Genomic DNA, 14,091 nt, shown 5'->3' with positions numbered 1-14,091 from the left:
CTTCAACCCTCAGAGCAGGAAGTCGGCGCGCGTGTATTCCGAGGCCTTCACATCGCCGTCGTAGATGGCGAGCACGAATTCGGCGTTCGCGTCGGTGTCGACATTGCCATAGACCATCGTCACATCGCCGCGATCGCGCAGCCAGAGGCCGCCCTGCTCGGTGCTGCGGAAGGTGAAGGCATTGTTCTCGAAATCCTCGCCCTCGGGCCCCTGGAACGCATCGATGCCGCGCAGGTCGATCCGGTCGCCGCGCGCGCTGCCCGGACCTTCGAACGCCTCGTCCACGCTGCCCGAACGCGAAAACCCCTCGGGCGCCCCGCCTCGGATCTCGTCCAGCCGATCATATTTCGAGGCGGCGGGGTTATCGAAGACGAAGCGGTCCCGGCCGGCGCCGCCATAGAGCGTATCGCTGTAGAACCCGCCCTGCAGAATATCGTTGCCCGCGCCACCGACGAGCAGATCCTCGCCATTGCCGCTGTCCCCCTCGTGATCCCCGTAAAGCCTGTCGTTTCCCGCCTCGCCGAAGATCTGGTCGTCGCCACCCCGCCCGAGGATGAGGTCGTCGCCGCGGCCGCCGTGGAACTCGTCTTCCTCGCCGCCGCCGAGCCCGGTGTCGTCGCCGTCGCCGAGGTCGATTTCCGGAGTTCCGTAGTACGATTCCACCCGGTCATCACCGCCGAGCGCCCAGACCTTGGAACTGCCGGAGGAGTAGATCTCGTTGTGCTTGTCGCTTCCATAGATGCGCGCGCCGTCCGAGCCCTCGACGTTCTCGATCGAGACCAGTTTCCACTTCTCGTCGAGTGTGGTGACGAGGCCCTTGCGCAGATCCACCACCACGCGGATATCGGCGTCGAACGGCGCCGAAAGTTGCAGCGTGTCGCGGCCCGATCCACCATTGGCCAGGGTCCGTCCCGTCAGCGTGTCGCCCGCCCGCGCGCTGAGATCGAAGAAGAAGGTGTCGTCGCCGGCGCCGCCGAACATCCTGTCGCGCCCGGTGCCGCCATCGAGATAGTCGTCGCCGTCGCCGCCCTCCAGCAGGTCCGCGGCCTCGCCGCCGTAGAGGTAATCGTCATCGCCCTCGCCCTGCAGAACATCCTCGTCCGCGCCACCATAGAGCGTGTCCGACCCACCGCCGCCGAGAAACAGGTCGGCGCCGTCGGCGGTGGCGTCCCGTTCGTCGATCATGTCGCCGCCGAGACCGCCGAATACCGTATCGTCGCCGCCACCGGGCGCGTAGGTGTCGCCACCGTCGCCCGGCAGCGAGCCGGGCGGATCGACGATGACCGTTCCCGACAGATCCCCTTGCGAGAACAATTCCGACGCGTCGGTGCCCGTGAAAGTCGCCATGGTCCCCCTCCGCTTTCCCGGGCGCGCCGGAACGCGCCACGACCGGATCCCAAAGGCGGGTCTTGCCCGGCCAACATTGCCCGGCTTTCGCTCGCGGCCCCGCGTTCAGGCGAATCCAAATCGAGAATTACTTGGTAATATTCATCCGAGATTAGCAGATCATCGGGCGACGGTCGAGGCGGACGTCAGCCGCCGCGGCGATGTTCCTCGAGCCTCGGCATGATCTCGACGAAGTTGCAGGGGCGCTGGCGCAGGTCGAACTGGTGGACCAGGATCTCGTCCCAGGCGTCGCGGCAGGCGCCGGGGCTGCCCGGCAAAGCGAAGAGATAGGTGCCGCCCGCCACGCCGGCGCAGGCCCGGCTCTGGATCGCCGAGGTGCCGATCTTGCCGAAGGACAGCATGGTGAACAGCGTGCCGAAGGCCGGGATCGCCTTCTCGTAGACCTCCTCATGCGCCTCGACCGTCACGTCGCGCCCGGTGAGGCCGGTGCCGCCGGTCGAGATCACCGCGTCGATCGCGGGATCGGCGATCCAGGCGCGAAGCTGGGCCGCGATCTCGGCTTGCTCATCGCGCAGGAGCGCGCGGGCGGCGAGGACATGGCCCGCCGCCGTCAGCCGCTCGACCAGCGTCCGACCGGAACGGTCCTCGGCCAACGTCCGGCTGTCCGAGACGGTCAGGACCGCGATCCGCACCGGGACGAAGGGCGGCGGCTCAGCCATCGAGCCGCGCCCGCAGCGACAAGAGATCGGCCCAGGCCTCGCGCTTCTGGATCGGCGCGCGCAGGAGATATGCCGGATGGAAGGTCGGCAGGGTCTGTATCCCGCGCCAATCCGCCCAGCGCCCGCGCAATTGGGTGATCCGCTCGGAGGTATCGAGCACCGCGCCGACGGCGATCTTGCCCATCAGCACCAGGACCTCCGGACGGACGAGCTCGATATGGCGGAAGAGGAAGGGAGCCATCATCGCCGCCTCGTTCCCGGCGGGGTCACGATTGCGCGGAGGACGCCAGGGCAGCAGATTGGTGATATAGATCGCGTCCTCCGGCGCCTCGGCGGTGCGCGACAGGCCGATCGCGGCGAACATCCGGTCGAGGAGCTGGCCCGAGCGGCCAACGAAGGGCAGGCCCGCGAGATCCTCGTCCTGCCCCGGCGCCTCGCCGACGATCATCACCCGCGCCCGCGGGTTCCCATCGGCGAAGACGAGATTGCGCGCGCCCTGCTTCAGGGAACAACCTTCGAACGCCGCCATCGCGGCGCGGAGCGCGGGCAGACCGTCGCAGGCCGCGGCCAGCGCCGCCGCGCCACCGTCCGCCGCCGCCCCGTCCGCGACCGCGGCGGGCACGGGCGCCGCCAGCGCGGGCGACGCCGGCGGGGCCGCGGGACCGGCTTTCGGCGCCTCGAAACGGTTGGTTGGCGCCTCGGCGATCGCCTCGTCGGCGCCGAGTTCCACGAGCCATGCGAGCGCGGCGAGATCGGCGGCGAAGTCTGGCGAGTGAGGGGTCACGTCGGCGCGCTCCTGCTTTCGCCCCGAACCTAGCCGCCCGGCGCCGCCGTTGCCAGATCGAAGCCCGCCTCGCGCATCAGCCGGTCGGAATTCTCCTCCACCACCCCCTCGACCCGGCGCATGAACTCCTGGATCGGCAATCCCGGCGGGATCGGCGGCAGGAACTCGAGCACGGCGACGCCGGGATGGCGATAGCGGCCGCGGCGCGACCAGAAGACGCCGACATTGGTGGCCGCCGGGACGCAGACCTTGCCCAGCCGATCGTAGAGCACGCCGGCGCCGGACTTGTAGGGCAGTTTCGCGCCCGGCAGGACGCGCGTTCCCTGCGGATAGATGACGAGCTGCCGCGGCTCGGTCGCGGTCTCGACATGCGCGACCATCTCCTTCATCGCCTGCGAGCGTCTGCCGCGATCGACCGGGGTCGAGCCGATGCGCAAGGCATAGAGCCCGAGGATCGGCGCCCAGCGCAGCTGCTTTTTCATGATGAAGCTCGGCCGCGGGAGGGCATGGGCGAGGATTATGATATCGAGAAAGGACTGGTGCTTGGAGGCGACGATGACATCACCCGCCGGCACCTCGCCCCGCACCTCGACCCGCAGGCCGCAGATCACCCGCAGCAGCCAGAAGACCCCGGCGCAATAGGCCTTGATCGTCCGGTGCGCGCCAGCGACCGACCAGAGCGCGAGCGGCCCGCCGAGGATGCCCACGATCACCATCAGGCCGTACATGGCGATGTCGAACACCAGCGAGCGCAGCAGAAGCATCGGCGCTCAGCTCCAGCGGCGGAGGTTGCGCCGCGTCGCCCAGCGCGTGGCGACGAAGGCGACGAGCCCGGCCACCGGCGGCACGAGCAAGGGCGCGAGCCAGTGCCAGCCGCGCGGGCCGATGCCGACGAGAAAGAAGCCCTGCTCGCTCGCGCTCGGCAGGAAGGCGAGCAGGGCGAGGCCGGCGACGGTTCCCGCCGCCGCGCCAAGCAGCGCGCGCGAGGTGAAGCGCCGGACGAAGGCGCGGGCGATATAGTCGTCGCGCGCCCCGATCAGGCGCAGGGTCTGGATGACGGGCGCGTTGGCGGCGACGGCGGCGTGGGCGGCGAGGCCGAGAACCGCGGCCAGCGCCGCCGCCGTCAGCGCGAGGCAGGCGAAGGCGAAGAGCCGCAGCCGCTCCGCCGTCAGGATCAGCGGCGCGCGCCAGGCGGCGTGGTCGTCGAAGGTCGCGCCCGGCGCCTCGGCCGAGAGGCGCAGGTCGAGGCTCTCGCGGTTCAGCCGCTCGCGGTCGGTCGTGACTTCGATCATCAGCGGCAGCGGCAGGCTCTCGATCGCGAAGTCGGAACCGAGCCAGGGTTCGAGCAACGCCTTCTGTTCCTCCAGCGTCACCACCCGCACCGAGAGGATGCCGGGCGTGGTGCGCAGCACGTTGAGCGCGGCGCGGGCCTGGGCCTCGACCGCGTCCTGCGGCGCGAAGATGCGCAAGGTCGCGTCCTGCGCCAGCTCGCCCTCCCAGGAGGCGGCGAGGCGCCCGGCGGCCAGCGCCAGTGCCAACGCCATCACCGCGAAGAACGCCATCACCGCCGCGAGAAATCCGACCGAGACCGCCGCGTGCGCGCCGCGCGGCACCACGCGATCGGCGCCGTCGCCGGCGAGGAACCGTCGCGCCGCCGCGATCACAGATCCGCCCCCGCGAGCCGAAGCTCGCCGTCGCGCAGCCGCAGCACCCGGGCGGAGACCCGGGTCTTGGCCGCGCGGATGAGGTTGAGGTCGTGCGTCGCGATCAGCACGGTCTTGCCCATGCGGTTGAGCTCGATCAGCAGGGTCAGCAGCCGCACCGCCATCTCCCAGTCGACATTGCCGGTCGGCTCGTCGGCGAGGATCACCTCGGGGCTCAGGATCACCGCCCGGGCCAGCGCCGCCCGCTGGCGTTCGCCGCCCGACAGTTCCGGCGGCAGGGCATTGACCCGCCCGGTCAGGTCGACCCATTCCAGCAGCGCCTCGAGATCGCCCCGACGCTCGCGCGTGTCGATGCCGTTCACGAGGAGCGGCAGCGCGATATTCTCGATCAACGGCAGGTGGTCGAGGAACTGGCAGTCCTGATGCACGACCCCGACCGACCGGCGCAGGTTCGCGATCGCATCGCGATCGGTCGGCGCGATGGTTCGGCCGAAGAAGCGCGCGACGCCGCGGGTCGGCGCCAGGTCCATGTAGCAGAGGCGCAGGAGCGTGGTCTTGCCGGCGCCGGACGGGCCGATCAGGAACTGGAACGACCCTGGCGCCAGCTTCAGGCTCATGTCGCGCAGCACGTCCGTCTGGCCGTAGCTGAACCCCGCCTGCTCGAATTCGATCACCGGGACCTCCCCGCGGGAACACGCCGCGACTTATACAGACCGGCGGAACGGGCGCAACGGGGGCCGGGATCAACCCCAGGGCCTACCCGTACACGGCGTTCCCGCCAGGATCTCGACCGTCGGTGAGATCTCGGCGTGGCGGGCATGGCCGCTTTCAACCGTCAGGCCGGGCATGCCAGTCCTGATTGAAACAGCCCGAAGAAATTCCCCCCGGGCACCTCCGCGCGATTGCTTTGGGGCGCGCGACCGCCGCGACCCGCCGGCGGCGGGTCGGCAAGACGCGGCCGCGGGAAATCCATGGCGGAACCGGGATCGAATGACGGGGCGGACGCGACCCCCGCGACCATCCGGGGATCGCCACTCGCCCGGCGCCCGCTTGGAATGACCGGAGCGCGCCGCTAGAAGGAGGCTCCTGATTCGGTCGGAAACATCGCGATGCGCCTGACCTGCCCCAATTGCGGAGCGGAATACGAAGTCCCCGAGGGCCAGATCCCGGCGGGTGGCAAGCACGTGCAATGCACCGCCTGCCACACGCGCTGGTTCGCCCGAGCGGCGCAGGCGGCGCTGTCGGAGGATCAGATCCTCGCCCGGCTCGAAACCCGCGGCGCCCGCCCACGCCCGACGCTCGTCGCCGTCCCGGAAACCGACGCCCCGGAAGCCGACGACGCGGAGGCGCCGGCGGCCGAGCCCATCCCGGCCACGACGACCCCGACCGAGACCGCCGTCGAGGCGCCCCCGCCCGAGGCGAGCCCCGGCCCCAAGCCACCGCCCATCGCCCTGGTGCCCGCCGCCTCCCCGCCCGGCTCCCCTGAGCCCGCGCCCGATCGGGCGCCGCCGCGCGATACCGGCCGGCTGCGGATCGAGGCCGCCGCGCCCGAGCCGCCCTCGCCGCCGCCGGCCAGCCGCTTCGGCCGCGGCCTCCTCGTCGCGCTGGTTCTCGCGGCGCTGGCCACCGCCGCCTATGTCTTTCGCGCGCCCCTCGCCGCGACCGCGCCTCCCGCCGCCCCGGCGCTGGATGCCTACGGCGATGCGATCGACGCGGCCCGAGAGTGGCTCGACCAGCGCCTGACGCCCTCGCGCTGAGTTTCTCGCCGCGCTCGGGTCAGTCCTTTTCCGGAACGTGCTCGGGCTTGCCCTTGTGCGTCGTGGCGGCGAAGTCCTTGAGCTGAGCCTCGGTCATCGAATCGTACATCTCGCGCGACGCGCCCTTGAGCTCGGATTTCTTCGCCTCGCCGCGCCTGGCGGCCAGCGCGGCGCCCGCCGCCTTCTGTTGCGCCTTTGATTTCGCCGGCATGATCTTTCTCCTTCCCCTGCCTGACGCGAAACCCGCGGGCGGGGCGAAGGTTCCTAGAGGCCGAGGTGTCCAAACGCCGCGTCGAGCGGGGCCCAGTCGAGGAGCTCCAGCCGAACAGGCAGAACCAGCACCTTCGGCAGGAAGGCGGGCGGCAGGCGGGCGGCGTCCTTCTCGGTGGTGACGAGCTGCGCGCCTTTCAGCCGCGCCTCCGCTTCCAGACGCGCGAGGATGCGCGGGGCATAGGGTTCATGATCGGCGAAGGCGCGGGTGGCGACCAGATCGGCGCCAAGGGCGCGCAGCGACTCGAAGAACTTCTCCGGCCGTCCGATCCCGGCGAAGGCCAGCGCCCGCAGGCCGCCCCAGTCCATCCCCGTCCGCAGCGGCCGCAATTCCCCGGCCAGCGCCCCGGCGCCCTCGGGCCAGGTCCGGGCGAAGGCCGTCCGCGCCTCGGGGGCACCGATGCAGAGCAGCAGGTCCGCCCGCGCCATCCCGGCGGCGACCGGCTCGCGCAGCGGCCCGGCCGGCATCACCCGGCCATTGCCAAAGCCGAAGCCCGCGTCCACCACGACGAGCGACAGATCCTTGGCGATGCTCGGGTTCTGGAAGCCGTCGTCCATCACCAGCGCCCGCGCGCCCGCCGCGACCGCCGCGCGGCCCGCCGCCGCCCGGTCGCGGCCGATCCAGACCGGCGCGAAGGCGGCGAGGAGCAGCGGCTCGTCGCCCACCTCGTCCGCGCGATGCCGGCGCTCATCCACCCGAACCGGGCCCTTCAGCGACCCGCCATGCCCGCGCGAGATCACATGCGTCTCGACGCCGCGCGCCCGCAGCCGCTCGACGAGGGCGATCACCGTCGGGGTCTTGCCGGCGCCACCGGCGGTGAGGTTCCCGACGCAGATCACCGGCGCGCCGAGCCGGACTCTCGGCCCGCGCGCCAGCCGCCACGCGGTAACCACCGCCCAGAGCCAGCCGAACGGCGCCAGCGCCGTCGCCATCCAGCCCGGCCGCGACGGCGGATTGCCCCAGAACCGCGGCGCCCGCATCAGGTCGCCGGCGCGTCGCGGGGCCGGTCGAGCAGCTCGCCAATGGCCGCGAGCACCGTGTCGGTCACCTCGGCGCCCTCGCTGCAGGCCGCCCAGGCGGCGGCGGCCATCTCGGCCGCGCGGTCCGGCGCCAGCGTCGCGCCGAGCACCGTGCCAAGCTCCTCCCCGTCGAGCACCTCCACCGCCGCGCCCGCCGCGGTCAGCCCGGCATAGGCGTCCTGGAAGTTGCGCACATGCGGCCCGTGCAGGATCGCGCTGCCGAGCAGCGCCGGCTCGAAGGGATTATGACCACCGACCTCGGCCAGGCTGCCGCCGATGAAGCTGACCGAGGCGACGCGGTACCAGAGCCCCATCTCGCCCAGCGTATCGGCGAGATAGACATCCGTATCGGCGCCGATCGCCTCGTCCTTCGAGCGCTGCGCCACCGTCAGGCCGCGGCCGCGCAGCATCTCGGCCAGCCCGTCGCCGCGCACCGGATGCCGGGGCGCGAGGATCAGCGCCAGCATCGGCAGGGCGCGGCGGGCCCGGAAATGCGCGTCGATCACCGCCTCCTCCTCGCCGGAATGGGTCGAGGCGGCGAGCCAGACCGGACGGCGGGCGAAGGCGCGGGTGATCCGCACCCGCTCGGCCTCGTCATACGGCAAGGGCGCGGCGCCCTCCTTGAGCGAGCCCACGACGCGCAGCGTGGCAGAGTTGGCGCCGAGCGCGCGCAGATGCACCGCCGCCAGTTTGTCCTGCGCGAGGATGCCGTCGAACCGGCGCAGCAGCGCCCGCGCCATGCCGCGCGCCAGCCGCCAGCGTCGATAGCTGCGGTTCGAGATCCGCGCATTGACGAGCAGCATCGGCGCGCCGGTCGCGTCGGTGGCGGTCAGCGCCGCGGGCCAGAGCTCGCTCTCGGTCCAGACCGCCAGATCCGGCCGCCAATGCGCGAGGAACCGCTCGACCCAGGGCAGGACATCCACGGGCACGAACTGGTGCAGGCACCGCTCCGGAAGCCGCTCGCGCAGGAATTGTTCGGAGGTGACGGTCACCGTGGTGACGAGGCAGGTAAGCCCCGGCCGCTCGGTCAGAAGGCGCCGCAAGAGTTCCAGGAGCGACGCCGCCTCGCCGACGGAGGCGGCGTGGAACCAGACGACCGGGCCTTCGGGGCGGGGGACGCCGGCCTCGCCCATGCGCTCACCGAGGCGGGTCGGATGCTCCTTGCCCGCCGCCATCCGCCGCGACAGATAGCGTTGCGCGATCCCGCCGGCGCGCCGCGACACCATGAGATAGAGCCCGAGCAGGGCCGAACGATTCGCGGCGGCGGGCATCTTCTGGTCAGCGGATCCTCAATCCTCGCGCGCGGCCTCGCCGCCGACTTCGGCCGGCGGCTTCGGCTCGTCGTGCAGCCGATGCAGATGCACGATGAAATAGCGCGTCTGAGCCTTGTCGACGCTACCCTGTGCCTTGGCCTTCCAGGCGGAATAGGCCGTCGCATAGTTCGGGAACATGCCGACGATATCGATCTCGTTCACATTCTTGAACTCGGTGCCTTGAGGGTCGGTCAGCTCTCCACCGAAGACGAGGTGCAGCAATTGGGACATAGGGTCTCCTGATCCAGGCGGTCGGGGCACCTTAGCCGCGGCGCTGGCGAAATCAATGCCGCGCGCGCGAAGGTGGAGGTTACCGTTCCGCCACTCGCGGATCGGCAAGACGCGGCCGCGAGGGGGACCATGTGCCAGCCGCTCCGCGAAACGGAGCGCCGCGCCAGCGGGGCGCCCTCAGTCGGGCGCCGTCCCGCCGTCGAGCCGTGCCACAAGCGCGGCGTGCAGCGCCGGGGCGCAGGAGACGAGCCCGGGCAGCAGCGGACGCGCGGCGTTGTAGCAAGTGGCTCCGCCGGCGCGCGTCGTGACGCGGGCGCCGGCCTCGCGGGCGATGAGATCCCCCGCGGCGACATCCCATTCCCAGGTGTCGCGAAACGTCAGCATCGCGTCGAACTTGCCTTCGGCGACGAGGCAGAGCCGGTAGGCGAGCGAGGTGCGGAAATGCCGGTCGAGCTTCGGCACCCCGCCCGGCCACCAGGAGGGTTCCATCAGGGCGGCCGTCGCCAGGACCTTCGCCCCGGCAAGGTCGGCCCGGCTGCTCGCCGCGATCGCGGCCCCGTTCATCGAGGCGCCGCCGCGCAGCGCCGCGGCGTAGGTGCGCTCCAGCATTGGCAGATGCACGACGCCCGCGATCGGCCGCCCGCCCTCGACGACCGCGAGGGAATGGGCCCAGGCCTTGTCCCCCGCGATGAAGGCGCGCGTGCCATCGATCGGATCGATGATGAAGACCCGTCGCGCACCAAGGCGCGCGGGTTCGTCCGCGCTCTCCTCGGAGAGCCAGCCATAGTCGGGGCGCGCCGCCATCAGCCCCGCGCGCAGCGCGCGGTCTATCTCAAGATCGGCCTCGGTCACCGGTCCGTGGCCTTCGGGCTTGTCCCAGGCGGTCACCCCGCGGCGGAAATGGCGCAGCGCGATCTCGCCGGCGATCCGCGCCGCGTCGGTCAGCAGCGCGAGATCGGCCGCCGGGTCAGCCGCCGGCAACGACCAGGCCTTCGACCAGCAGACTCGGCACCACGCGGCTGAGATGCGGCCGCGCGTCGTTCGCGGCGACGAGGGTCCGCAGCATGGCGCGCAGATTGCCGGCAATGGTACATTCGTTGACCGGCCCGACGATCTCGCCGCGCTCGACCCAGAAGCCGCTGGCGCCGCGCGAATAGTCTCCGGTGGTCGGATTGACCGAGGAGCCGATCAGCGACGTGACGATCAGTCCGGTGCCCATCCCGGCGATCAGCGCCTCGCGCGTCATGGCGCCCGACGTCAGCGTCAGGTTGCCGACCGCCGGGCCCGGCGGGCCGTCCGTGCCGCGGCTCGCATTGCCGGTGCTCGCCAGCCCGAGCTGCCGCCCGGTCGCGAGATCGAGCGTCCAGCCGCGCAGCACGCCGCCCTCGACGATCGCGCGGCGCGACGTCGGCAGCCCCTCGCCGTCGAACGGGCGCGAGCCGCTGGTCCGCGGGCGCGTCGGATCCTCGACGAGATCCATGCCGTCCGGCAGCACCGCCTCACCCAGGGCGTCCTTGAGCCAGCTCGCCCCCCGGGCCACCGCGGCGCCGTTGATGGCCTGGGTCAGATGCCCGATCAGCGAGGAGGCCACCCGTTCGTCAAAGAGCACGGGGAAGGCGCCGGTCGGTGGTTTCCTGGCTCCGGCCCGCGCCACGGCCCGCTCCCCCGCGAGACGGCCGATGCCGTCGGGGTCGGGCAGGTCGGCGCGATGCGCGCGCCCCTCGACGCAATGGTCCTGCTCCATCGCCAGCCCCTCGCCATGGATCGCAACGGCGTGGATCGAATGGCCGGTGCGCCCGTAGCCGCCGGAGAAGCCGTTGCTGGCGGCGAGATGGAAACGGCTCGCCTGCCAGCCGGCGCCCGCTCCCTCGGCGCGGGTGATGCCCGGCACGGCGAGCGCCGCCGCCTCGGCCACCAGCGCGGTCTCGCGCAATTCCGCCGCCGAAGGCATTTCCGACGGATCGACAAGGTCGAGCGCGGCGATGTTCCAGCGCCGCGCCAGTTGCTCCGGCGCGGCGAGGCCGCACCAGGGATCCTCCGGCGCCTCGCGCGCCATGGCGATCGCCCGCTCGGCCATCGCGGTCAGCGTCTCGGGCCGGACGTCGCTTGCCGAGACGCAGGCCTGCCGCTTGCCGAGCAGGACGCGCAGGCCGACCTCGACGCCCTCGGCCCGCTCCGCCTGTTCCAGCGCGCCGGCCCGCACCTCGATCGAGAGGCTGTCGCCCTCGACCGCCAGCGCGTCCGCCGCCTCCGCCCCCGCCTTGCGCGCCGCGTCGAGGAGCGCGCCCGCCAGGCCTTCGAGATCCCGTGCCATGGTCAGCCCATCGCCGTCAGGGCGTGGAAGATCAGCCCGACGCTGCCAAGCCCGATCGCCGCGAAGGTCAGCATCGCGCCGATCTGCCGCGCGATCAGCGCGTCATAGGCGCCGGTGAAATGCGCCGCATGCAGCAACCGGCCCACGGTCAGCGTCGCCCCGAAGCCGTGGACGAGAAACCAGGGCAGGCCCATCGCCGCCATCAGCAGCAGCATCAGGAGACCGAACGGCGCGTACTCGGTGAAGTTCGCATGGCCGCGCATGACCCGCGTCAGCTCCGCCACCCCGCCGTCGCCGACCCAGACGCCGGTTCGCATGCGGACCCGGCTGACCGCGACCGACAGCCAGAGCATGATCAGCCCGTTGAGGCCGACATAGAGTGCGACGATGGGCAGCGTCGATAGGGAGGTCATGCCGGGCTTCTCCATGCGGCCGATAGGTGCAGCTACTTAGGTCGGAAAGCGGCGCGAAACAACCGGAGAGCGCGGCCTTGGCCCTTGCCTTTCATGCCGCGACCGCCTTTCATCGGCGCGTAAAAACGTCCCCCGCCGGGGGCCTCGGGTTGGGGGAAGCGATCATGGGCCTTCTCGTGGGCAAGAGCGTCGTCATCACCGGCGCGGGTCGCGGCATCGGCGCCGCCACCGCCGAGGCCATGGCCGCCGAGGGCGCGAGCCTGCTGCTCCTCGCGCGCGGGGCCGAGGGCATCACCGAGCTTGCGACCCGGCTGCGGCGGGCGGGCGCCCGCGCCGAAGCGATGACCTGCGACGTGGCGGAATTCTCGCAGGTTCAGGCCGCGCTCAACCATGCGCGCGAAACGCTGGGCGGCGTGGACGTCCTCGTCAACAACGCCGCCGTGATTGACCCGATCGGCCCGCTGGCGGCGACGGATCCGAACGTCTGGGGCGCGGCGATCGATATCGACCTGAAGGGCGTCTATCACGGACTGCGCGCCGCGCTGCCGATCATGCGGGCGCAGGGCGCCGGCGTCATCGTCAACATCGGCTCCGGCGCGGCGCACAATCCGCTGGAGGGCTGGAGCGCATATTGCGCCTCGAAGGCCGCCTCGCACATGCTGACGCGCTGCGCGCATCTCGAGAACAAGGGCCACGGCATCCGCGTCTTCAGCCTGTCGCCCGGTACCGTGGCGACCGACATGCAGCGACGGATCAAGGCATCGGGCATCAATCCGGTCAGCCAGATGGATTTCTCGCAGCACGCGCCGGTGACGACGCCGGCCCGGGCGCTGGTCTGGCTCTGCGCCGAGGCGCCGGCGGATCTCGCCGGCCAGGAGGTGTCGCTGCGCGATCCGGCGATCCGCGCCCGGATCGGGCTCGACTGAACTGAACGTCCCGGCTCTCAACGCCGAGGATGCCCCGCCGGAGCCGATCGAGGCGCTGGTGATCGGCGGCGGTCCGGCCGGGCTGATGGCTTCCGAGACGCTCGCCGCCGCCGGCGTCCGGGTTGTGTTGGCCGAGGCCAGGCCTTCGATCGGGCGCAAGTTCCTGATGGCCGGCAAGTCGGGCCTCAATCTGACCAAGGACCAGCCCGCCGGCGCCTTCGCAGCGGCCTATGGCGACGCGGACTGGCTCGAACCGCTGATCGCGGAGTTCGGCCCGGCGGAGGTCGCGGACTGGGCGCGCGGGCTTGGGCAGGAGGTCTTCACCGGCACGTCGGGCCGGGTGTTTCCGGTGGCGATGAAGGCTTCGCCGCTGTTGCGCGCCTGGCTCGCGCGACTGACCGGGGCGGGGGTTGAGATCAGGACGCGCTGGCGCTGGCGAGGCTGGGCGGCGGACGACACGGTCGGCGGGGCGGTCCTGTTCGAGACGCCGGACGGGCCGCGGACGCTGGCGCCGCGGACGACGGTTCTGGCGCTCGGCGGCGCCTCCTGGGCGCGATTGGGGTCGGACGGCGCCTGGGCGCCGCTCCTCGCCGCGCGCGGGGTTCCGCTCACGCCGTTCGAACCGTCGAACAGCGGGTTTCTGGTCGACTGGTCGCCGGCGATGGCCCGCCATTTCGGCGCGGCGATCAAGCCGGTCGCCCTGTCGGCGGGGGGACGAACGGCGCGGGGCGAGTTCGTGCTGACCGCGCGCGGCGTCGAAGGCGGCGGCGTCTACGCGCTCGGCCCCGGCTTGCGCGCGGGCGCCGCGCTGACGCTAGACCTCGTGCCGGATCGGACGGAGGCCGAGGTCGCGCGTCGCCTCGCGCGGCCGCGCGGGGGCGCGACGCTGGCGAACCATCTGCGCAAGGTGCTGAATCTCGGACCGGCCAAAATCGCCCTGCTCCGGGAATGCGCGCCGGAGGTGGCGACCGCGGACGGCCTCGCGCGGGCGCTGAAGGCGTTGCCGCTGCCGCTGCTCGGCCCGGCGCCGATCGATGAGGCGATCTCGACCGCGGGCGGGGTGGCGCGGGCGGCGCTTGACGAGGGGCTGATGCTGCGCGCGGTCCCGGGGGTCTTCTGCGCGGGCGAGATGCTCGACTGGGACGCCCCGACCGGCGGCTATCTGCTGACCGCCTGCCTCGCGACCGGCCGGCGGGCAGGTCTCGCCGCCGCCCGGTCGCTGGGGTCCGCGCCTCACCGGTAGAGAGAGTCGCGGGTGACGCCGATGTCCCGCAGGATATGCTCGTCGAGCTCAAGCAGGCGACGGTTGTCGCGGCGACCCTTGGCGCGGGCG

Annotated in this window: 16 protein-coding genes; 3 read left to right on the top strand and 13 right to left on the bottom strand. The window is 72.0% G+C overall.

Annotated elements, in window-relative coordinates; all coding sequences use genetic code 11:
• Positions 1–9: 9 nt before the first annotated feature.
• The 6 genes from Q0480_RS03330 to Q0480_RS03305 form a co-directional block, all read right to left on the bottom strand.
• Positions 10–1,347: a hypothetical protein gene (locus Q0480_RS03330; protein ID WP_299130673.1), complete on the bottom strand. Its 1,338-nt coding sequence runs from the start codon at positions 1,345–1,347 to the stop codon at positions 10–12.
• Positions 1,348–1,532: 185 nt separating this feature from the next.
• Entirely contained in the window at positions 1,533–2,066 is a 534-nt protein-coding gene (gene moaB, locus Q0480_RS03325; protein ID WP_299130670.1) for a molybdenum cofactor biosynthesis protein B, read from the bottom strand.
• Entirely contained in the window at positions 2,059–2,850 is a 792-nt protein-coding gene (locus Q0480_RS03320; protein WP_299130667.1) for a uracil-DNA glycosylase, read from the bottom strand. Before Q0480_RS03320 ends, moaB begins: the two co-directional genes overlap by 8 nt.
• A gap of 29 nt (positions 2,851–2,879) precedes the next feature.
• Positions 2,880–3,614, bottom strand: a complete 735-nt coding sequence (locus Q0480_RS03315; protein ID WP_299130664.1) for a 1-acyl-sn-glycerol-3-phosphate acyltransferase — start codon at positions 3,612–3,614, stop codon at positions 2,880–2,882.
• Between the two features lie 6 nt (positions 3,615–3,620).
• The gene (locus tag Q0480_RS03310) at positions 3,621–4,514 is read right to left on the bottom strand and encodes an FtsX-like permease family protein (protein WP_299130661.1); all 894 of its coding nucleotides are present in this window, start codon (positions 4,512–4,514) and stop codon (positions 3,621–3,623) included.
• Positions 4,511–5,188, bottom strand: coding sequence for an ATP-binding cassette domain-containing protein (locus tag Q0480_RS03305; RefSeq protein WP_299130659.1), 678 nt, complete (start codon positions 5,186–5,188; stop codon positions 4,511–4,513). Before Q0480_RS03305 ends, Q0480_RS03310 begins: the two co-directional genes overlap by 4 nt.
• 435 nt (positions 5,189–5,623) lie before the next feature.
• On the opposite strand from Q0480_RS03305, the gene Q0480_RS03300 reads away from it, so the two are divergent.
• Positions 5,624–6,271, top strand: a complete 648-nt coding sequence (locus Q0480_RS03300) for a zinc-ribbon domain-containing protein (protein ID WP_299130657.1) — start codon at positions 5,624–5,626, stop codon at positions 6,269–6,271.
• A 19-nt stretch (positions 6,272–6,290) separates the two neighbouring features.
• On the opposite strand, the gene Q0480_RS03295 is transcribed toward Q0480_RS03300, so the two are convergent.
• From Q0480_RS03295 to Q0480_RS03265, 7 genes are all read right to left on the bottom strand, one after another.
• Positions 6,291–6,482: a DUF3008 family protein gene (locus Q0480_RS03295; protein ID WP_299130655.1), complete on the bottom strand. Its 192-nt coding sequence runs from the start codon at positions 6,480–6,482 to the stop codon at positions 6,291–6,293.
• A gap of 53 nt (positions 6,483–6,535) precedes the next feature.
• Positions 6,536–7,522, bottom strand: coding sequence for a tetraacyldisaccharide 4'-kinase (gene lpxK, locus Q0480_RS03290; protein ID WP_299130653.1), 987 nt, complete (start codon positions 7,520–7,522; stop codon positions 6,536–6,538).
• Positions 7,522–8,832: a glycosyltransferase N-terminal domain-containing protein gene (locus tag Q0480_RS03285; RefSeq protein WP_299130651.1), complete on the bottom strand. Its 1,311-nt coding sequence runs from the start codon at positions 8,830–8,832 to the stop codon at positions 7,522–7,524. The genes lpxK and Q0480_RS03285 overlap by 1 nt, the downstream gene beginning before the upstream one ends.
• A gap of 18 nt (positions 8,833–8,850) precedes the next feature.
• The gene (locus tag Q0480_RS03280; protein ID WP_299130649.1) at positions 8,851–9,105 is read right to left on the bottom strand and encodes a DUF4170 domain-containing protein; all 255 of its coding nucleotides are present in this window, start codon (positions 9,103–9,105) and stop codon (positions 8,851–8,853) included.
• A 177-nt stretch (positions 9,106–9,282) separates the two neighbouring features.
• A complete protein-coding gene (locus tag Q0480_RS03275) occupies positions 9,283–10,086 on the bottom strand; it encodes a 3'(2'),5'-bisphosphate nucleotidase CysQ (protein ID WP_299130647.1) in 804 nt (267 codons plus the stop codon).
• A complete protein-coding gene (locus tag Q0480_RS03270; protein WP_299130645.1) occupies positions 10,073–11,419 on the bottom strand; it encodes a metallopeptidase TldD-related protein in 1,347 nt (448 codons plus the stop codon). The genes Q0480_RS03275 and Q0480_RS03270 overlap by 14 nt, the downstream gene beginning before the upstream one ends.
• A 2-nt stretch (positions 11,420–11,421) precedes the next feature.
• On the bottom strand, positions 11,422–11,832 hold the full coding sequence (locus Q0480_RS03265; protein ID WP_299130643.1) for an MAPEG family protein: 411 nt from the start codon (positions 11,830–11,832) through the stop codon (positions 11,422–11,424).
• A 164-nt stretch (positions 11,833–11,996) separates the two neighbouring features.
• Here Q0480_RS03265 and Q0480_RS03260 point away from each other — a divergent pair, with 164 nt between their 5' ends.
• Positions 11,997–12,758: an SDR family oxidoreductase gene (locus Q0480_RS03260; RefSeq protein WP_299130641.1), complete on the top strand. Its 762-nt coding sequence runs from the start codon at positions 11,997–11,999 to the stop codon at positions 12,756–12,758.
• A 46-nt stretch (positions 12,759–12,804) separates the two neighbouring features.
• Positions 12,805–14,001, top strand: coding sequence for a TIGR03862 family flavoprotein (locus Q0480_RS03255; protein ID WP_299130763.1), 1,197 nt, complete (start codon positions 12,805–12,807; stop codon positions 13,999–14,001).
• Positions 14,002–14,091: the final 90 nt, after the last annotated feature.

Origin of the sequence: uncultured Amaricoccus sp., from assembly GCF_937891315.1 — a bacterium.
Taxonomy (GTDB): Bacteria; Pseudomonadota; Alphaproteobacteria; order Rhodobacterales; family Rhodobacteraceae; genus Amaricoccus.
Note: the sequence above shows the minus strand (reverse complement) of the source record. Positions and strands in the feature narration are given on the sequence as shown.